This window comes from Rhodococcus sp. NPDC003348, from assembly GCF_053589375.1.
The window spans coordinates 155,399-173,455 of sequence record NZ_JBSFRT010000009.1 but is presented as its reverse complement, the minus strand read 5'-3'; the positions used below and the strand labels follow the sequence as shown (position 1 = coordinate 173,455).

Annotated in this window: 19 protein-coding genes; 2 read left to right on the top strand and 17 right to left on the bottom strand. The window is 68.0% G+C overall.

Annotation, left to right across the window (positions count from 1 at the left end):
• Nucleotides 1-269: 269 nt before the first annotated feature.
• Nucleotides 270-1,532: a UDP-N-acetylglucosamine 1-carboxyvinyltransferase gene (murA, locus tag ACWDU4_RS09060; protein ID WP_450113541.1), complete on the bottom strand. Its 1,263-nt coding sequence runs from the start codon at nt 1,530-1,532 to the stop codon at nt 270-272.
• 59 nt (nt 1,533-1,591) lie between these two features.
• Between murA and ACWDU4_RS09055 the strand changes: the two genes are divergently transcribed.
• The gene (locus ACWDU4_RS09055) at nt 1,592-2,167 is read left to right on the top strand and encodes a cob(I)yrinic acid a,c-diamide adenosyltransferase (RefSeq protein WP_450113540.1); all 576 of its coding nucleotides are present in this window, start codon (nt 1,592-1,594) and stop codon (nt 2,165-2,167) included.
• 51 nt (nt 2,168-2,218) lie between these two features.
• Here ACWDU4_RS09055 and ACWDU4_RS09050 read toward each other — a convergent pair whose 3' ends face one another.
• The 13 genes from ACWDU4_RS09050 to prmC form a co-directional block, all read right to left on the bottom strand.
• Nucleotides 2,219-2,653 (bottom strand): DUF2550 domain-containing protein, encoded by a 435-nt coding sequence (locus ACWDU4_RS09050; RefSeq protein WP_450113539.1) that lies wholly within the window; start codon nt 2,651-2,653, stop codon nt 2,219-2,221.
• A 53-nt stretch (nt 2,654-2,706) separates the two neighbouring features.
• Nucleotides 2,707-3,075, bottom strand: coding sequence for a F0F1 ATP synthase subunit epsilon (locus tag ACWDU4_RS09045; RefSeq protein WP_450113538.1), 369 nt, complete (start codon nt 3,073-3,075; stop codon nt 2,707-2,709).
• 6 nt (nt 3,076-3,081) lie between these two features.
• Nucleotides 3,082-4,530, bottom strand: coding sequence for a F0F1 ATP synthase subunit beta (gene atpD / locus ACWDU4_RS09040; protein ID WP_450113537.1), 1,449 nt, complete (start codon nt 4,528-4,530; stop codon nt 3,082-3,084).
• 6 nt (nt 4,531-4,536) lie between these two features.
• Nucleotides 4,537-5,508, bottom strand: a complete 972-nt coding sequence (locus tag ACWDU4_RS09035; protein WP_450113536.1) for a F0F1 ATP synthase subunit gamma — start codon at nt 5,506-5,508, stop codon at nt 4,537-4,539.
• Between the two features lie 47 nt (nt 5,509-5,555).
• A complete protein-coding gene (atpA, locus tag ACWDU4_RS09030) occupies nt 5,556-7,199 on the bottom strand; it encodes a F0F1 ATP synthase subunit alpha (RefSeq protein WP_450113535.1) in 1,644 nt (547 codons plus the stop codon).
• Between the two features lie 79 nt (nt 7,200-7,278).
• Nucleotides 7,279-8,103: a F0F1 ATP synthase subunit delta gene (locus tag ACWDU4_RS09025; RefSeq protein ID WP_450113534.1), complete on the bottom strand. Its 825-nt coding sequence runs from the start codon at nt 8,101-8,103 to the stop codon at nt 7,279-7,281.
• A 5-nt stretch (nt 8,104-8,108) separates the two neighbouring features.
• The gene (locus ACWDU4_RS09020; RefSeq protein WP_450113533.1) at nt 8,109-8,669 is read right to left on the bottom strand and encodes a F0F1 ATP synthase subunit B; all 561 of its coding nucleotides are present in this window, start codon (nt 8,667-8,669) and stop codon (nt 8,109-8,111) included.
• Between the two features lie 7 nt (nt 8,670-8,676).
• Nucleotides 8,677-8,919 (bottom strand): ATP synthase F0 subunit C, encoded by a 243-nt coding sequence (locus ACWDU4_RS09015; RefSeq protein ID WP_450113532.1) that lies wholly within the window; start codon nt 8,917-8,919, stop codon nt 8,677-8,679.
• An 89-nt stretch (nt 8,920-9,008) separates the two neighbouring features.
• Entirely contained in the window at nt 9,009-9,734 is a 726-nt protein-coding gene (atpB, locus tag ACWDU4_RS09010; protein WP_450113531.1) for a F0F1 ATP synthase subunit A, read from the bottom strand.
• A gap of 428 nt (nt 9,735-10,162) precedes the next feature.
• A complete protein-coding gene (locus tag ACWDU4_RS09005) occupies nt 10,163-10,618 on the bottom strand; it encodes a hypothetical protein (protein WP_450113530.1) in 456 nt (151 codons plus the stop codon).
• Between the two features lie 60 nt (nt 10,619-10,678).
• A complete protein-coding gene (locus ACWDU4_RS09000) occupies nt 10,679-11,884 on the bottom strand; it encodes a glycosyltransferase family 4 protein (protein ID WP_450113529.1) in 1,206 nt (401 codons plus the stop codon).
• Nucleotides 11,885-11,894: 10 nt separating this feature from the next.
• Nucleotides 11,895-12,563 carry an L-threonylcarbamoyladenylate synthase gene (locus ACWDU4_RS08995; RefSeq protein ID WP_450113528.1) on the bottom strand — a complete coding sequence of 223 codons (669 nt, stop codon included), beginning with the start codon at nt 12,561-12,563 and terminating at the stop codon, nt 11,895-11,897.
• 77 nt (nt 12,564-12,640) lie between these two features.
• Nucleotides 12,641-13,540: a peptide chain release factor N(5)-glutamine methyltransferase gene (gene prmC, locus ACWDU4_RS08990; RefSeq protein ID WP_450113527.1), complete on the bottom strand. Its 900-nt coding sequence runs from the start codon at nt 13,538-13,540 to the stop codon at nt 12,641-12,643.
• Between the two features lie 112 nt (nt 13,541-13,652).
• Between prmC and ACWDU4_RS08985 the strand changes: the two genes are divergently transcribed.
• Nucleotides 13,653-14,099, top strand: a complete 447-nt coding sequence (locus ACWDU4_RS08985; protein ID WP_450113526.1) for a hypothetical protein — start codon at nt 13,653-13,655, stop codon at nt 14,097-14,099.
• Between the two features lie 27 nt (nt 14,100-14,126).
• On the opposite strand, the gene prfA is transcribed toward ACWDU4_RS08985, so the two are convergent.
• The 3 genes from prfA to rho form a co-directional block, all read right to left on the bottom strand.
• A complete protein-coding gene (gene prfA, locus ACWDU4_RS08980) occupies nt 14,127-15,206 on the bottom strand; it encodes a peptide chain release factor 1 (RefSeq protein WP_450113525.1) in 1,080 nt (359 codons plus the stop codon).
• 106 nt (nt 15,207-15,312) lie between these two features.
• Nucleotides 15,313-15,546, bottom strand: a complete 234-nt coding sequence (gene rpmE, locus ACWDU4_RS08975; RefSeq protein WP_450113524.1) for a 50S ribosomal protein L31 — start codon at nt 15,544-15,546, stop codon at nt 15,313-15,315.
• Between the two features lie 164 nt (nt 15,547-15,710).
• Nucleotides 15,711-17,780 (bottom strand): transcription termination factor Rho, encoded by a 2,070-nt coding sequence (gene rho / locus ACWDU4_RS08970; protein ID WP_450113523.1) that lies wholly within the window; start codon nt 17,778-17,780, stop codon nt 15,711-15,713.
• Between the last annotated feature and the right edge of the window lie 277 nt (nt 17,781-18,057).

Genomic DNA, 18,057 nt, shown 5'->3' with positions numbered 1-18,057 from the left:
CCAGTCCCTCGCGGGCCGGGTCGGTGTCCGTGTCGCTCTGACTCGACAAAAGTTACGTGGCCGTGAACGGCATCGCAAATCCGCTGGTCACAGCATGCGCAGCGATGCGAACACGCAGGTCACCACCCATCGAAACCCGCCAACACCGGCAGAACACCGCGGTGTGACGCCGGACACCCACGATTCCGAGGGCTCCACAACGCCGAAGGGCGCCGCCCCTCGCATTCGCGAGCGACGACGCCCTTCGGTCACCACGGGCCGGCCGGACCTCAGTCCGTTCCCGGCACCCGCTCGATGTCTCCCCCGAGATCGGTGAGGTCCTCGACGAACCTCGGGTAGCCACGGTCGATGTGGTACACGTCGTGGACCTCGGTGGTTCCGTCCGCGACCAGGCCGGCGAGCACCAGGCCCGCTCCGGCGCGGATGTCGGACGACCACACCGGTGCGCTCGACAGCTGCGGGATACCCCGGACCACCGCATGGTGGCCGTCGGTACGCGCGTCGGCACCGAGCCGGATCATCTCCTCGACGAACCGGAACCGTGCCTCGAAGACGTTCTCGGTGATCATCGAAGTGCCGTCCGCGACGGCGGCCAGCCCGATCGCCATCGGCTGCAGGTCCGTCGGGAATCCGGGGAACGGCAGGGTCGCGAAGTTGACCGCCCTCGGACGCGACTCCTGCACCACCCGGAATCCGTCGGGCTCGGCGGTGACCTCCGAGCCCGCCGCCCGCAGCTTGTCGAGCACGAGCGCCAGATGCCTCGGGTTGACCCCGCGCACGCGCACGTCACCTCGCGTCATCGCGGCGGCGATTCCCCAGGTGGCCGCGACGATGCGGTCCCCGATCACGCGGTGCTCCGTCGGGCGCAGGGCCCTGACACCCTGAATCGTCAGCGTCGACGTTCCGGCGCCCTCGATCTGGGCGCCCATCCGCCCAAGCATGTTGCACAGGTCGACGATGTCGGGTTCGCGGGCGGCGTTGTCGATCACCGTCTCACCCTTCGCGAGGACAGCCGCCATCAGGATGTTCTCGGTCGCCCCGACCGACGGGAAGGCCAGCCGAATGCTGGCACCGTGCAGGTCCTCCGCCTCGGCGACGACGCAACCGTGCTGGATCTCGCTGGTGGCGCCGAGCAGGCGGAGCCCCGACTGATGCATGTCCAGCGGTCGCGAACCGATCGCGTCACCACCGGGCAGTGCCACGACGGCCCGGCGGCACCGTGCGACGAGCGGGCCGAGCACACAGACCGACGCCCGGAACTGAGTCACCGCGGGGAAGTCCGCGTGGTACTTCGGTTCGGCCGGGGTGGTGATCCGCACCTCGTCACCGTCGAGTGCCACCTCGCAACCGAGTCCACGCAGGACCTCGGCCATCAGCGGGACGTCGAGGATGTCGGGACAGTTGGTGATCGTCGTGGTGCCCTCGGCCAGCAGTGCTGCCGCCATCAGTTTCAGGACGCTGTTCTTCGCGCCGCTGACGGAGACTTCTCCCGACAGTCGGTTGCCGCCGGTGACCAGAAAGCGTTCACTCACAGTCGCACAGCCTAACCAGCTGCCCTCGGCGCCCTCGCGAGGCGCGGTACCGTGACCCCATGGCAGTGCACCTGACCCGCATTTACACCCGCACCGGAGACGACGGGACCACCGGACTGAGCGACTTCTCCCGGGTGTCGAAGAACGACCCCCGGCTGATCGCCTACGCCGACTGCGACGAGGCCAATGCGGCGCTCGGAGTCGCACTGGCCCTCGGCTCCCCCGACGACCGGATCACCGGCGTGCTCCGACAGGTGCAGAACGACCTGTTCGATGCCGGCGCGGACCTGTCGACGCCGGTGGTCGAGAATCCGAAGTACCCGCCGCTGCGGGTCACCCCCGCCTACGTCGAACGCCTCGAGGGATGGTGCGACGAGTTCAACGAGGAGCTCGAGCCGCTGAATTCGTTCATCCTGCCGGGTGGGACCGTGTTGGCCGCGCAACTGCACGTCGCACGGACCGTGGTCCGGCGTGCGGAACGCGCGGCGTGGGCCGCGGTCGACGCGGCGCCCGAGGACACCAGCGTGCTGCCGGCGAAGTACCTGAACCGGTTGTCGGACCTGCTGTTCATCCTCGGCCGGGTCGCGAACCCGGGCGGCGACGTCCTGTGGAAGCCCGGCGGAGACCGGGACTGACCCTGAAACCACGAGAACCCCGACCGGAGACGGTCGGGGTTCGTTCGTATGTCAGTCGGTCGATCCGGGTGGGCGTCCCCGCACGGAACGCCCGGACGGCCGCGATTCGACCCAGGAGAGGAACGCGGTCAGCGCTCCCCTGTCGAGGGCGAACTCGAACGCCCGCTCACCGTCACGCACCTCGACGATGACGATCTCGTCGGTCATGATGTCGTACTCGGTGTCCTGTGGGGATCGTCGATCGCCGAGTTCGATGCCCTGACGGGCGATCCGCGTATCCGGTCCCGGGCGCAGGCTCGACAGTTTGAAGAACACCAGGGTTTCCTCGCCGTAGCGAATGATCCCGTGCCGCCAACCCAGACCGGCGTCGGCAGGCAACGTTCGCAGGATCGCCGCGGTGCCGCCGCGCCGCAGGACGGTGAGGCGGTACACGAAAGCCGCGACGAGGGCCGCGAGCAGCACAACCAGAATGAAGAGAACGATCACTCCGGATGTCACTACTCGTCGGCCTACTCGTCGCGGCTTTTCGGGGGTACCTGTCAGGCCCGCTCGACAGCGCGGAGCTGGCCCTTGGCGATCGCGATCGCCTCGTCGGTGGCGCTGCTGTCGGCGAGGACGGCCTTGGCGACGTCGACGTCGATGTCACCGGAGAAGTCCGCGGACTCCGCCAGGACCGTCACCGTCTTGCCGGTCACCGAGAGGAAGCCACCGTGCACCGCGGCGACGAGACGCTCGCCGTCAGCGGTGGTGATGGCGACCGTCCCGGCCTCGACCAGCTGGCCGAGGACCGGCTCGTGGCCGTACATGATGCCGATCTCACCCTCGGTGGTCTGGGCGCTGACGAGAGTCGCCTGCCCCGACCACAGCCGCCGCTCGACGGCGACGAGCTCAACGGTCATCTCAGCCATCGTCGACTACTTCCCCGCGATCTTGGCGGCAGCGGCCTCGACGTCGTCGAGTCCACCACAGCTGTTGAACGCCTGCTCGGGCAGGTGATCGAACTCGCCCTTGCAGACGCGGTCGAACGCCTCGATGGTGTCGCGCAGCGGCACCACGGAGCCGGGCTCACCGGTGAACTTCTCGGCGACGATGAAGTTCTGGCCGAGGAACTTCTGCAGACGACGGGCGCGGCCGACGAGGACCTTGTCCTCCTCCTGCAGCTCGTCCATACCGAGGATGGCGATGATGTCCTGCAGTTCCTTGTACTTCTGCAGGATCCGCTTGACCTCGTTGGCGACGCGGAAGTGCTCGGCACCGACGATGCCGGGCTCCAGGATGCGCGAGGTCGACGTCAGCGGGTCCACAGCGGGGTAGATACCCATCTGCGAAATCGGACGCGAGAGCTCGGTGGTCGCATCGAGGTGCGCGAACGTGGTCGCCGGCGCCGGGTCGGTGTAGTCGTCGGCGGGGACGTAGATCGCCTGCAGCGAGGTGATCGAGCGGCCACGGGTCGAGGTGATGCGCTCCTGGAGCTCACCCATCTCGTCCGCCAGCGTCGGCTGGTAACCCACGGCCGAAGGCATACGACCCAGCAGGGTCGAGACCTCGGAACCGGCCTGGGTGAAGCGGAAGATGTTGTCGATGAACAGCAGCACGTCCTGGCCCTGGACATCGCGGAAGTACTCCGCCATGGTCAGCGCGGACAGGGCCACGCGCATACGCGTTCCCGGCGGCTCGTCCATCTGGCCGAAGACAAGGGCGGTGTCCTGGAGGACGCCCATCTCTTCCATCTCGAGGTGAAGGTCGGTGCCCTCACGGGTGCGCTCACCGACGCCTGCGAACACCGAGGTTCCGGAGAACTCGCGGGCGATACGGGTGATCATCTCCTGGATCAGAACGGTCTTGCCGACGCCGGCACCACCGAACAGACCGATCTTGCCGCCCTTGACGTACGGGGTCAGCAGGTCGATGACCTTGATGCCCGTCTCGAGGATCTCGGTCTTGCCCTCGAGCTGGTCGAAGGCCGGGGGCTTGCGGTGGATGCCCCACTGCTCGCCGTCGCGACCGGTGCCCGGCGCGTCGAGGCAGTCGCCGAGGGCGTTGAACACGTGGCCCTTGACGACGTCACCGACGGGAACCGAGATCGGCTTGCCGGAGTCGACGACCGCCGCGCCGCGGACGAGGCCGTCGGTGGGCTGCATCGAAATGGTGCGCACCAGGTTGTCGCCCAGGTGCTGCGCCACCTCGAGGGTCAGCGTCTTGGCCACGGACGGGAGGGTGACCTCGGCGTTCAGGGCGTTGAACAGGGCGGGGACGGCGCCACGCGGGAACTCAACGTCCACAACGGGACCGATGACCCGCACGACCCGGCCGGACGTGGTGCCCGCGCCGTTCGCGTTGGTTTGGGTTACTGCTGCGGTCATGTGCTCTTAGTCACTTCCTGCGCTCGAGGCGAGCGCATTCGCGCCACCGACGATCTCGCTGATTTCCTGGGTGATCTGTGCCTGGCGCACCTGGTTGGCCTCACGGCTCAGGGTGTTCACCAGCTCGTTCGCGTTGTCGGTGGCCGCCTTCATGGCGGTACGACGTGCGGCCGACTCCGACGCTGCCGCATCGAGCAGCGAGGAGTAGATGCGGGTGTTGATGTACTTCGGCAGCAGGGCGGACAGCAGCGTCCCGGCCTCCGGCTCGAAGTCGTACTGAGCCGTCGGCGCAGCACCGTTCGAGTCGGTGAGCATGTCCTCGCCGAGCTCGAAGTTCTCGTCCTGGTAGTTGACCTCCAGCGGCGCCATCCGGCGAACCTCCGGAGACTGCGTCAGCATCGACACGAACTTCGTGTAGACGATGTGCAGCTCGTCGACGCCCTCGATCGTGCCCTCACCGTTGTACGCCGGGATCGTGTTGCCGGATCCCGCCATGAACAGCTCGACGAGGTGACGGCTGGCCCGTGCCGCATCGGCGTAGCCCGGATCCTGGGAGAATCCGGTCCAGGCACCCTTCACATCGCGGTCGCGGAAGGTGTAGTAGGTCAGGCCCTTCGCGCCGAGCACGTAGAGCACCGGCTCCTTGCCCTCGCTGCGCAGCAGCGCGAACAGCTCCTCGGCCTCCCTGAGGACGTTGGAGTTGTAGCCACCGCACATACCGCGGTCGCTGGTGACCACCAGCACGGCCGCGCGCTTCGGGTTCGCGCGCTCGTTCAGCAGCGGGTGATCGAGCGATCCCGAGGCACTCGCCAGCGCGGAGAGCACCTTGGTGATCTCCTCGGCGTACGGCTTGGACGCCGCGACCCGAATCTGCGCCTTGGTGATCCGGGAGGTGGCGATCAGCTCCTGCGCCTTGGTGATCTTCTTGGTCGAGTTGACCGACTTGATGCGGGAGCGCAATTCGCGCAAGTTCGCCATCTACTCAGTCCCTCCTTCCCAATTGGTGTCCGTCACGGCCGCCGCGCTCACTTGGTGACGTGCTTGCGGGTGACGGAAACCTGCTCCTGGCTGACCTCGTCGGCACCGAGAGCGGCGGCCTCGGCCTCGTTGACGACGCGGCTGCCGTCGGAGGCGAGGAAGCCCTGCTTGAACTTGTCGGTCGCGGCATTGAGCGCCTCGATCGAGCTGTCGTCGAGCGCCTTGCCACCCGCGATCTGCTCGTACACGCCGGCGGCGTTACGGTGCAGGTCCTCGAGGAGCTCGGACTCGAACCGGCGGACGTCGCCGACCGGCACGGAGTCGAACACGCCTTCACCGGCGAGGTAGATCGAGATGATCTGGTCCTCGACAGCGATCGGGCTGTACTGGTCCTGCTTGAGCAGCTCGACCAGACGCTGGCCGCGCTCGAGCTGAGCCTTCGATGCCTCGTCCAGGTCCGAGGCGAACGCGGAGAACGCCTCGAGCTCACGGAACTGTGCCAGCTCCAGACGCAGCGAGCCGGAGACCTTCTTCATGCCCTTGGTCTGGGCGGCGCCACCGACGCGGGACACCGAGATGCCGACGTTGATGGCGGGGCGGATGCCCTTGTTGAACAGGTCGGACTCGAGGAAGACCTGACCGTCGGTGATCGAGATGACGTTGGTCGGGATGTAGGCCGAAACGTCGTTGGCCTTGGTCTCGATGATCGGCAGCGCGGTCAGCGAACCGCCACCGAGCGCGTCGGACAGCTTGGCCGAGCGCTCCAGCAGGCGGGAGTGCAGGTAGAAGACGTCACCGGGGTAGGCCTCGCGTCCCGGCGGGCGACGCAGCAGCAGCGAGATGGCGCGGTACGCCTCGGCCTGCTTGGTCAGGTCGTCGAACACGACGAGGACGTGCTTGCCCTGGTACATCCAGTGCTGGCCGATGGCCGAACCGGTGTACGGAGCGAGCCACTTGAAGCCGGCGGAGTCGGAGGCCGGGGCGGCGACGATGGTGGTGTACTCCATCGCACCGTTCTCCTCCAGCGCCTGCTTCACGCCGGCGATGGTGGAGCCCTTCTGACCGATCGCGACGTAGATGCAGCGGACCTGCTGCTTCGGGTCGCCGGTCGCCCAGTTGGCCTTCTGGTTCAGGATCGCGTCGATGCAGACCGCGGTCTTGCCGGTCTTGCGGTCGCCGATGACGAGCTGACGCTGTCCGCGGCCGATCGGGGTCATCGCGTCGATGGCCTTGATGCCGGTCTGCAGCGGCTCCTCGACGGGCTGACGCTCGAGCACGGTCGCGGCCTGCAGCTCGAGGGCGCGGGTCTCGGTCGACTCGATCTCGCCCAGGCCGTCGATCGGCTGGCCGAGCGGGTTGACGACGCGGCCGAGGAAGCCGTCGCCGACGGGAACGGAGAGGACGTCGCCGGTCCGCTTGACCTGCTGGCCCTCCTCGATGTCCTGGAAGTCACCCAGGATGACGGCACCGATCTCGGTGGCGTCCAGGTTCAGCGCCACACCGAGGACGCCGCCGGGGAACTCCAGCAGCTCGTTGGCCATCGCCGAAGGCAGGCCGGTGACGTGCGCAATGCCGTCGCTGGTGTCGGACACCGTGCCGACCTCCTCACGGGAGGCCTCCGGGGAGTAGCTCGCGGTGTAGTTCTCGATCGCGCTACGGATCTCGTCGGAGGAGATCGTCAGCTCCGCCATGTTCTTCCTGCTCTCGGTATCTGGTCTCGAAATTGGTTCGGGAGGGTGGGTGCTGCGTGGCGCAGCAGGTGGACGCCGGCTACTTGAGGTTCTTGCGCAGCGCGGCGAGTCGTCCCGCGGCACTGCCGTCGATGACCTCGTCACCCACGCGGACCACGAGTCCACCGAGGAGCTCGGGGTCGACCTCCACATGCACGGTGACCGGCTTCCCGTAGGTCCTGGTCAGCGTCTCGGCGAGCCGTTCGGACTGGGCTGCCGACAGCGGGGTGGCGCTGCGCACGTGCGCGACCGCCTTGTCCCGTCGGGCCGCGGCCAGCTCGGACAACTCGTTGAACGCGTCCGCCGGAGCCGACTGCAGTCGGCCGACCGCCTGGCCCGCCAGCGCCTCGGTGACCGCCGTGACCTTGCCGTACAGCAGCTTGGACAGCAGCTCACGCTTGGCCGACGCCGGGCGGGCACGATCGGACAGGCTCTGCTCGAGGTCGGCGTCGCCGGCCACGATGCGCCCGAGCCGGAACAGCTCGTCCTCGACGGTGTCGAGCTGACCCTGGTCGTCGGCTGCACGCAGCAGCGACTCCCGGCCCAGCTGGACCAGCGAGTTGCGCAGGTCCGCGGAGGTCGACCAGTCCTGACCGACCGCTGCCTTCAGCGTCGCCTGGGTCTCGGCGGAAACCTTGTCCGAGAACACCTGCTCGGCGAGCGCCTGCCGGACGGCCGCGGGAGCCGACGGATCGGCCAGCGCGGCGCGGAGGGTGCGCTGGCCGTCGAGAACCTCGACCGCCGTGAACAGCTCCGCACCGGTCTGTGCCGCAGCCGCGGTCGCTGCGCCGGCCGAAACCCCGGCCAACGCTGATTCCAGGGCGCTCCTCGTCTGAGTCAGCGCCTCACGGCTTGCTGCGTACATGGTGCTCACTTTCCGTTTGCGGAGTCAGCGCTGACGGTGTCCAGTTCGCTGAGGAACCGGTCGATCGTGCCGGCCCGCTTCACGTCGTCGGCCAGGGTCTCGCCGATGACCTTCTCGGCCAGGTCCACCGCGGTGCGCCCGAGGTCGCTGCGGAGCTCCGCCACGATCTGCTGACGCTGTGCGGCGAGCTGGTTGCTGCCGGCTGCGACGATACGGTCGCTTTCCTCCTGGGCCTGCACCTTCATCTCGTTGATGATCTGCTGACCCTGGGTGCGGGCATCCTCGCGGATGGCCGCTGCCTCGGTCCGAGCGTCGGCGAGCTGGGCGCGGTACTGCTCGAGCGCCGCCTTCGCCTCTGCCTGGGCCTCTTCGGCGCGCTTGATGCCGCCCTCGATCTGGTCGGAGCGATCGGCCAGGACCTGCTGGAACTTCGGAAGGATGTACTTCCAGAAGACGAAGCCGATGACAGCGACACAGACCAGCGACCAGACGATGTCATAGGTCTCGGGGAGCAGAGGATTGATGTCCTCACCCTCCGAGGCCGCGATCACTGCAATGTTCGACATGGCGTGATCAGAAAATGAAGCCGGCAACGAGGCCGATCAGCGCCAGGGCCTCGGTGAACGCGATACCGAGGAACATGTTGGTACGGATCTGGCCGGCGAGCTCGGGCTGACGGGCGATGCCCTCGATGGCCTTACCGACGACGATGCCCACGCCGATGCCCGGGCCGATGGCGGCGAGGCCGTAACCGATGGCGCCGAATCCGCCGCCGGTGACCTCGGAGGTGGTCTGTGCCAGGTACGAGAGGCTCATGTGGTTTTCCGTTCCCTTTCTGTTGCCCGCCGCCGGGTTCGGCGAAGGGTCAGTTTGTGTGGTGTGTCAGGCAGTCAGTGCAGTCGAGATCAGTGCGAATCGGCGTGCAGCGCCAGGTCGATGTACACGGCGGTCAGCAGGGCGAAGACGTACGCCTGCAGGAAGATCACCAGCAGCTCGAAGAGGGTGAAGCCGAATCCGGCTGCCAGCGAGAACACACCGAAGATCTTCATTCCGGCCGCGGCCTCGAAGAAGAAGTACTGGGTGGCGCTGAAGAACAGCACGAGCATGATGTGACCGGCCAGCATGTTGGCCATGAGTCGCACGGTCAGCGTGAACGGCCGCAGGATGAACGTCGAGATGAACTCGATCGGGATCAGCAGGAAGTGCAGCGGCAGCGGCACGTTCGGGACCACGATGCTCGACTTCACGTACTTGAAGAAGCCGTACTTCTTGATACCGACGTAGTTGAACACGACGTACGCGAGCGCGGCGAGAACGATCGGCATGCCGACGCGTGCGTTGGACGAAATGTTCAGGAACGGGATCACACTGGACGAGTTCAGGAACAGGACCGTGAAGAAGATCGTGACCAGGACGGGCAGGAAGCGCTTGCCCTGTTCCTTGCCGAGGACCTCGTCGGCGATCTGCTCCTTGACGAAGTTCAGTCCGATCTCGGCGACGTTCTGCGCGCCACGAGGGATGAGCTTCGGGCTGCGCATCGCGAACGCGAAGAAGCCGAGCAGGACGACCGTCATGAGGATGCGGATCAGCATCAGACGGTCGAGCTCGAACGGCGTGCCCTCGAACAGCACAGCGGGAGGGAAGAAGTCTGCAAGTGACGGCGGATGGAACTCCGCGGCCAGGGTGGTGACGCTCAGCGGTCTCTCCCGTAGTCGTGGCCGCAGGCGGCATCGCCTGCGGTTCGATCGGACATTGACGAACTAACAAGTCGACAAGGTCGGCTCGCGTATTCGTCAGCCGCTGTGCCCGCCTGTGCCCGGAGGAATCGGCGGTCTTGCGTCTGTCGGTGTCGGCGACTGTCGTCGACTCGGCGGCCCCACCACGCGCAGTTTCGTACCACGAAACACTCGAAACGGGAGTCACCTGTGCGACTGCGGCCCGACGCTGTTTCGTCTGATTCGCGTCATTCCAGCACTCGCGTGAGCTTGACCTTATCAAGACAACTACGACGTTGTGTAGACGGGGGTCGTCATTGACGAAAAAACTACTGGACGTAGTACTACTTCTCGTCAGATTTGGGCTCCGCGGTGTCGACGTACGGCACCTTCACCTTCAGCAGACCGTAGGTCTCGGCGCCGAGCACGATCACCAGTGCGAGCACCATGACGATCACCAGGGCGCCCTTGCTGTAGAAATCCATCCCCTTGAGCAGGCCGAGCACGACGATCGCGAGGATCATCTTCAGCAGCCAGCTGCCGAGCAGGATCAGACCCGACGTCGCCGGCGGCATCTTCTCGGTGAACAGGACCGCCAGCGCGGTGCAGAGGATGAACCCACCACCCACCGCGACACCGATCAGCGCACCCCACAGTCCGGCCCACCCCGCGACCAGCGAGGCCACCACGGACCCCACGACCGCGAGGGCAACCAGCCCTGCGAGCCCCCAACGCACCGCGGCGCGAAGTGGTGCGGACGGATCGGGCAGGGGTTCGGGAGAGAAGCTCACAACCGTCAAGGGTAGCGGTCGCTCAGGAACCGCCGCCGCACCCGTCAGGCGGCACCGCCGCCGCACCCGTCAGGCGGCACCGCCGCCGTCGCGGCCACGAACCTGCTGCAGCCGCAGCGACGGGACCGCGGTCACCACCAACGCGAACACCAGCCCGCCGGCCACCAGCAGCACCACGATGCGCCGGTCGAACAGCGCGGACCCCACGGCGCCGAACGCGAGCACGCCGACCCAGAGGTAGATCAGAAGCACGACACGACGGTGCGAGTGCCCGATCTGCAGCAACCGATGGTGCAGGTGCATCTTGTCCGGCGCGAACGGGCTGCGGCCCGCCATCGTCCGGCGAACCACCGCCAGCAGCAGGTCCAGGATCGGAATGAACATCACGGCGCCGACCAGGAGCAGCGGCGAGAGCAGGCCGAGCATGTCGCGAGATCCATAGGCGTTCAGCGGGATCCGCCCGGACGCACTCGTCGAGATCGCTGCGAGCATCAGGCCGATCAGCATCGACCCGGAGTCACCCATGAAGATCCGGGCCGGCTGGAAGTTGTGCGGGAGGAACCCGAGGCAGGCACCCGCGAGCGCGGCGGCCAGCATCGCCGGCGGGTAGGCGCTGACGTCACCGCCCTGCTCGTGGAGCAGGCCGACGGAGAACACGCAGATCGCCACCGACGCGATCAACCCGAGCCCGGCGGCCAGGCCGTCCAGACCGTCGACGAAGTTCATCGCATTGATCATCACGACCGCGACGAGCACGGTGAACAAGCCGCCCTGCAGCTGGTCGAGCACCCAGGTGGTGCCGCCCCCGAACGGGACGTACAGCACCAGCCAGCTCACACCCATCACGACCATCACCCCGGCCGCGGTGACCTGGCCGACGAACTTGGTGAGCGCGTCGAGCCCCCAGCGGTCGTCGATGAACCCCACCGCGACGATCACCGTCGCCGAGACCAGTGCCGCCGGAATGTCCTTGGTGTTGTACTCGAATCCGCGCGTCAACGCCGGAAGCTGTTGAGCGAACAGCAGTGCCGCAGCGAAACCGAGGTACATGCCGAGGCCGCCGAGTCTCGGCGTCGGCGTGACGTGCACGTCGCGGTCCCGGGGAACGGCGACCGCCCCGAACTTGATCGCGAACAGCCGCACGGCACCGGTCGCGAGGAACGTGACGACCGCGGCGGTGAACAGCACCAGCAGCAGCTCCCGCAGCGGCACCCCGGCCCCCCGGTTCGCCGGGCCGTCCGCTGCGAGCAGGAGCGTGGCGTCGACGACGGTCACTGTGCGGTGCTCACCCTCGGTCCCCGCCCCCGAGCAGGCTCTCGACGGTCACGCCGAGCACCTCGGCGACCGCCGGTGTCGGGACCGCACCCTCACGCAGGATGCGCGGGACGTCGGAGGTCAGGTCGACGATGGTGGACGCGAGGGCATGTTCGGCCGGCCCGCCGTCGAGGTAGACGCTGGCGCTGCCACCGAGCTGGCTGCGCGCCTCCTCCACGGTGGTCGCGGGCGCATGCCCGGAGATGTTGGCACTCGACACCGCGAGCGGGCCGACCTCGCGCAGCAGTTCGAGGGCAACGGGGTGCAGTGGCATCCGCAGCATCACCGTCCCGCGGGTGTCCCCGAGGTCCCAGGCCAGCGACGGCGCCTGCTGGACAACGAGACTCAGCCCGCCCGGCCAGAAGGCACGGATCAGTTCGCGGGCCTCCGGGCGCACGGTGAACACCAGCCCGTCGATCGTGTTCCACGAGCCGACGAGGACCGGCACCGGCATGTCCCGCCCACGGCCCTTGGCGCGCAGCAGGCTCGCGACCGCCTCGCCGTCGAAGGCGTCTGCCGCCAGGCCGTACAGCGTGTCGGTGGGGATGACCGCCAGCCGGCCTGCCTTGAGTGCGTTGCCGGCCGCGCGGATTCCGGCCTCACGTGTTTCGGGTTGTCCGCAGTCGTAGACGATGCTCACCGGTCCATCCTTTCACCCTGCCGAAAGAGCCGGTTCGGTCACCACCCCGACAGCCGGGACATCGGGGGTTCGCGACCTCACGGGCGTCGCGCCGCCTCGGCCGCGGTCGCGACGCGTCGACCCACCACGAACCGCGGTTTGCCGGCGAGGTCGTCGTGCTCGGCGACCTCGCCGAAGACGCGTCGTTCCCGCAGCAGCGCGGCGACCTGGCCACCGTTGCTGTCGTCGTGCTCGATGGCAAGCGCGCCGCCGATCCGCAGCCACCGGGCGATGTTCGAGACCATCGGCGTGATCACCGACAGCCCATCCGGGCCACCGAAGAGTGCGGACGCCGGATCGTGCTCGGCGACCTCGCGGTCGAGGACCGCCCCCTCGGGAATGTACGGCGGGTTCGAGACCACGAGATCCACGCCGCCCTCGAGTTCGGTCAGCAGCGCCCTGCTGGTCACGTCCCCGTGGTGCAGGACGATCGGTGTGTCCCCGTCGGCGGCCCGGGCGTCGGCGTTCTTGCGCGCCCACGCCAGTGCCTTCGGCTCCAGTTCGACGGCGTGCACGACCGCGTCCGGGCGGGCGTGCGCGATGGCCAACGCCAGCGCCCCGGAACCGGTGCACAGGTCGAGAACCACGGGCGGCCGGGTCGGGGTGGCCTCGAGCACGGCCAGCGCCCACGCGAGCAACAGCTCCGTCTCGGGCCGTGGCACGAAGACGCCAGGGCCCACCGCGAGGTCGATATCCCCCATCGCCGCGACGCCGGTGATGTGCTGCAACGGAATTCGTTTCGCGCGCTGCGCCACCATCTCCCGGTAGGTCTCGATGACCTCGGGTTCGACGAGCGGCACCAATCCGAGTCGGCCGCGTTCGACGCCCACCACGTGCGCGGCGAGCAGTTCCGCGTCTGTTCGCGGGCTGGGCACGCCGGCTTCCTCGAGGATTCTGGTGGCGTCGAGGATCGCCAGGCGCAACGGTTGTCGGCTCACGGCGTTCAGCCTGCCACGCCGTCACGAACCGGACACGCACAGGCCACGAACCACGCCGGGCGCGGAGAACGCCGATACGGTCGATTCGTCCGGCCAAAGGAAAGGAATCCCCATGACAAGTTCAAGATTCACCTTTCGCGTCGCCACGGCAGCGGCACTCACCGGCGCCGCCGCCCTCGCGGCGCCCGCACTGGCGTCCGCGGCACCGATCGACATTCAGCCGACTCCGTTGTTCTGCGCCGGCGGCATCGCCCCGGTGCAGTCCCTCACCCACCAGGAGCAGGCCGCCATCGAACCGGACGACCTGCTGTTCGTCGTCAACGAGGCAGGCAGGTCCGGTCCCGATGTCAACTGGATCAACATCAACACCGGCGAGACCGGCGCGGCCGAACTGACGCCCAGCGAGGGCGACGCCAAGTTCCCTGCCGCGCTCGTGGAACCGGAAGGGGGTGTCGCCGTGTCCGCCGTGTGGGGCAACTACCAGAACGCCACGGGCGAGAACTGCTTCCTGCTGCCGGGCATCGACATCAGCCAGCTGGCGGGCGAGCCCGACGACTGACCTGCCGGGAGGCCCCGCTCCCCCGGCTCACTCCGCGGCGAGCCGGGCCTCCCGGTCGGCCTTGCCGAGCGCGTCGAGCAGCGCGTCCATGTCACCGTCGAGCACGGCGTCGAGGTTGTGCGCCTTGAATCCGATGCGGTGATCGGTGATGCGGTTCTCGGGGAAGTTGTAGGTACGGATGCGCTCGGACCGGTCGACGGTGCGGACCTGGCTGGCCCGCCCGGCCGACGCCTCGGCCTCGGCGGCCTCCTCGGCGGCGGCCTGCAGCCGCGCCGCGAGAACCTGCATCGCGCGGGCCTTGTTCTGCAGCTGGGAGCGTTCGTTCTGGCAGGTCACCACGATGCCCGTGGGCAGGTGCGTGATCCGGACCGCGGAATCGGTCGTGTTGACGCCCTGACCGCCCTTGCCGGACGACCGGTACACGTCGATGCGCAGATCGCCCTCGTCGATCTGCACCTCCTCGACCTCGTCGGGCTCCGGGTAGATCAGCACGCCTGCCGCGGAGGTGTGCACGCGGCCCTGCGACTCGGTGACGGGCACGCGCTGCACGCGGTGTACTCCGCCCTCGAACTTGAACCGGGCCCAGACCCCGTCCCGCACGTCGCCCTTCGACTTGATCGAGATCGTCGCGTCCTTGTACCCGCCGAGATCGGAGATGGTGGCGTCGAGCACCTCGACGCGCCAGCCGTGCCGCTCCGCGTAGCGGATGTACATCCGGGCCAGATCCGACGCGAACAGCGCCGATTCCTCGCCACCCTCGCCCGACTTGAGCTCGAGCACCACGTCGTCCGCGTCGTGGGGGTCGCGCGGCGCGAGCAGATCGGTCAGCGCCACGTCCAGCTCTGCGACGAGCGCCTCGAGCGCGGGCACCTCGGCCGCGAAGGCGGAGTCGTCGGCGGCCAGCTCACGGGCCGCCTCGAGGTCCTCACGGGCGGCGAGCAGCTTGGTGTGGGTGGCCATGATCGGCGCGAGTTCGGCGAATCGCTTGCCGACCCGTCTGGCTGCGGCCGGATCGTTGTGCAGCGACGGATCCGCCAGCTGCAGTTCGAGGCCGGCGTGTTCGGCCAGAATGTCGTCGATGGCCGAGGGCTGGGTCGTGCCCGCCATGGTGCGCTCCGATATGTGAGTCAGGGGGTCTGGATTCCCGGGGACGGGATGCAAAAACGCCGACGCCCGGCCTGCAAGGTGCACAGGACGGGCGTCGGCGATGTCGCTAGCTCTCGGCAGCGGCCTTCTTCGGGGCGCGCTTTCCGTAGCGAGCCTCGAAGCGGGCAACGCGTCCGCCGGTATCGAGGATCTTCTGCTTGCCGGTGTAGAACGGGTGGCACTGCGAGCAGACCTCGACGACGATGCGTCCGGACTCCTTGGTGCTGTGGGTCTCGAACGTGTTCCCGCAACCGCAGACGACGGTGGTCGCCACGTATTCGGGGTGAATTCCTGCCTTCATGGTGTCCCTTTCGGTGGTCGCCGGGTCGACTTCGAGAATCGAAGCCGTGAACCGGAACCGGACATGGTTGTTCGTAGCACGCGGCAGATGCCTGATGCGCGATCGATCATTCTGCCAGAGGCCGCTGACGTTCTCCTAAACGGCCTCCGGCCCGAATCTGTTCCCTAGTCGTCGCCGATGGCGCCCGGAGCGGTCTTGGTGACCTGCATCAGGAACTCGACGTTGCTCTTGGACTTCTTGAGCCGGTCGATGAGCAGGTCGATCGCCTGGTGCGAGTCCAGGCCCGACAGCACGCGGCGCAGCTTGTGCACGACCGCGAACTCGTCGGGGCTCATCAGCAGCTCGTCCTTGCGGGTGCCGGACGGGTTGACGTCCACCGCGGGGAACACGCGCCGCTCGGCGATCTTGCGGTCGAGCTTGAGCTCGGCGTTGCCGGTGCCCTTGAACTCCTCGAAGATCACGGTGTCGCCGGTCGAACCGGTTTCGACCATCGCCGTGGCGATGATGGTGAGCGAGCCACCGTTCTCGATGTTGCGGGCGGCACCGAGGAATCGCTTCGGCGGGTACAGCGCGGTCGAGTCGACACCACCGGAGAGGATGCGTCCGGACGCGGGCGACGAGTTGTTGTACGCGCGGCCGAGGCGGGTGATCGAGTCGAGCAGCACGACCACGTCGCGACCGTTCTCGACGAGACGCTTGGCCCGCTCGATGGCCAGCTCCGCGACCGACGTGTGGTCTGACGGCGGCCGGTCGAAGGTGGAGGCGATGACCTCACCCTTGACCGAACGCTGCATGTCGGTGACCTCTTCGGGCCGCTCGTCCACCAGGACGACCATCAGGTAGCACTCGGGGTTGTTCGTCGCGATCGCGTTCGCGATGTCCTGCATGATCGTCGTCTTGCCTGCCTTCGGCGGCGAGACGATCAGGGCGCGCTGGCCCTTGCCGATCGGCATGATCAGGTCGATGACGCGGGTGGTCAGGACGTTCGGAGCCGTCTCGAGCCGCAGCCGCTGGTTCGGGTACAACGGGGTGAGCTTGTTGAACTCCGGACGACGCTTGGCCGCCTCGACGTCGCCGCCGTTGACGGTGTCGATACGCACCAGCGGGTTGAACTTCTGCCGCTGGTTGCCGCCGCCCTCGCCCTCGCGGGGGACGCGAACCGCACCGGTGATCGCGTCGCCTCGACGCAGACCGTTCTTGCGGATCAGGTTCATCGACACGTAGACGTCGTTGGGCCCGGCGAGGTAGCCGGAGGTGCGCACGAACGCGTAGTTGTCGAGGACGTCGAGGATGCCCGCGACGGGCTGCAGGACGTCGTCCTCGCGGATCTCGACGTCGGCGCCACCGCCCTCGCCGCGGTCGCGTCCACGGCGCCGCTCGCGGAATCGACGTCCGCGCCGGCCGCGGCCGTCGCCGTCGTCGTCCCCGCCGCGGTTGTCGCGGCCTTCACCGCGGGGTCCGTTGTTGCCCTGGCCGCGCTCGTCCTGGGCGCGGTCCTGGTTGCGGCCACCCTGGTTACGGTCACCCTGGTTACGGTCACCCTGGTTGCGGTCACCCTGGTTGCGGTCACCCTGGTTGCGGTCACCCTGGTTGCGATCGCGGCGGGGGCGATCGCCACCCTGCTCCTGCCGCCCGCCCTGACGCTCGGCCGGCTGCTCCGTCGCCTCGGCCTGCTCGGTGGCGGCACCGGCGGCCCGGGCCGATCCACGGCGCTGCCGACCCCGGCGTCCGCCCTGGTCTGCATCACCCGACGAGTCGGACTCGACGGGGAGTGCGGTCTGGCCGGTGGCCTCGACGGCCTCGGCCTTCGCACGCGTCTCGCGCTTCGCGGGCGCCTCGGCCTTCGCAGGCGCCTCGGCCTTGGTGGAGGCTTCGCTCTTGGCGGGGGCCTCGGTCTTCGCGGGGGCTTCGACCTTCACGGCGGGAGCCTTTTCGGTGGCGGCGGCCTTGGCCGCCTTGGTGGTGGAACCACCGGCCTGCCGCTCCTTGATCGCGGCGATCAGGTCGCCCTTGCGCATGCCGGAGGTGCCCTTGATACCGAGCTCACCGGCGAGGGCGCGCAACTCGGCGAGCACCATTCCGGAAAGCCCGGCGCCACGACGCGCGTCGGCGCGCTTGGTCGCGGCAGCGACGGCCGGGGCCGTCTCTGAAGTCTGTGAACCGCCGGACTGGCTCGCCGCGGTGGACACCGCAGAGTCGAGCACAGGAGTGGCGATCAGGTCCGTATCGGTCACGGATGTCCTTTCCTTCCCTCGCCCGCGCGGCGCTGAGTCGAGGGTTCGTCCCGCAGCTCAATTACTGAACTCGGATATGCCGGACATGTTCGGGAAATGTCGGGCCGCTCGCCCTCATCTCGCACTCAGGCGCCTTCTCCGAGCCGACACCCCGAGAGGCCGAAAGCCTCGAGCACAGGGGGTTCGGGCGAAAAACACGCAGTCCGGAACTCGGGGCTGTTCCGTGATTTCCGAGCTTCGCGACCGATGAGAATCCGATCGGGAGACTCCTGATTTC

Coding starts and splice junctions, on each gene's coding strand:
- atpA (WP_450113535.1), bottom strand. CDS start 7,199: ATGGCGGAGCTGACGATCTCCTCCGACGAGATCCGTAGCGCGATCGAG.
- atpD (WP_450113537.1), bottom strand. CDS start 4,530: ATGACCGCAGCAGTAACCCAAACCAACGCGAACGGCGCGGGCACCACG.
- prfA (WP_450113525.1), bottom strand. CDS start 15,206: ATGGCGGGCACGACCCAGCCCTCGGCCATCGACGACATTCTGGCCGAA.
- ACWDU4_RS09035 (WP_450113536.1), bottom strand. CDS start 5,508: ATGGCGAACTTGCGCGAATTGCGCTCCCGCATCAAGTCGGTCAACTCG.
- ACWDU4_RS09055 (WP_450113540.1), top strand. CDS start 1,592: ATGGCAGTGCACCTGACCCGCATTTACACCCGCACCGGAGACGACGGG.
- ACWDU4_RS09045 (WP_450113538.1), bottom strand. CDS start 3,075: ATGGCTGAGATGACCGTTGAGCTCGTCGCCGTCGAGCGGCGGCTGTGG.
- ACWDU4_RS09015 (WP_450113532.1), bottom strand. CDS start 8,919: ATGAGCCTCTCGTACCTGGCACAGACCACCTCCGAGGTCACCGGCGGC.
- ACWDU4_RS08985 (WP_450113526.1), top strand. CDS start 13,653: ATGACAAGTTCAAGATTCACCTTTCGCGTCGCCACGGCAGCGGCACTC.
- ACWDU4_RS09025 (WP_450113534.1), bottom strand. CDS start 8,103: ATGTACGCAGCAAGCCGTGAGGCGCTGACTCAGACGAGGAGCGCCCTG.
- ACWDU4_RS09020 (WP_450113533.1), bottom strand. CDS start 8,669: ATGTCGAACATTGCAGTGATCGCGGCCTCGGAGGGTGAGGACATCAAT.
- rpmE (WP_450113524.1), bottom strand. CDS start 15,546: ATGAAGGCAGGAATTCACCCCGAATACGTGGCGACCACCGTCGTCTGC.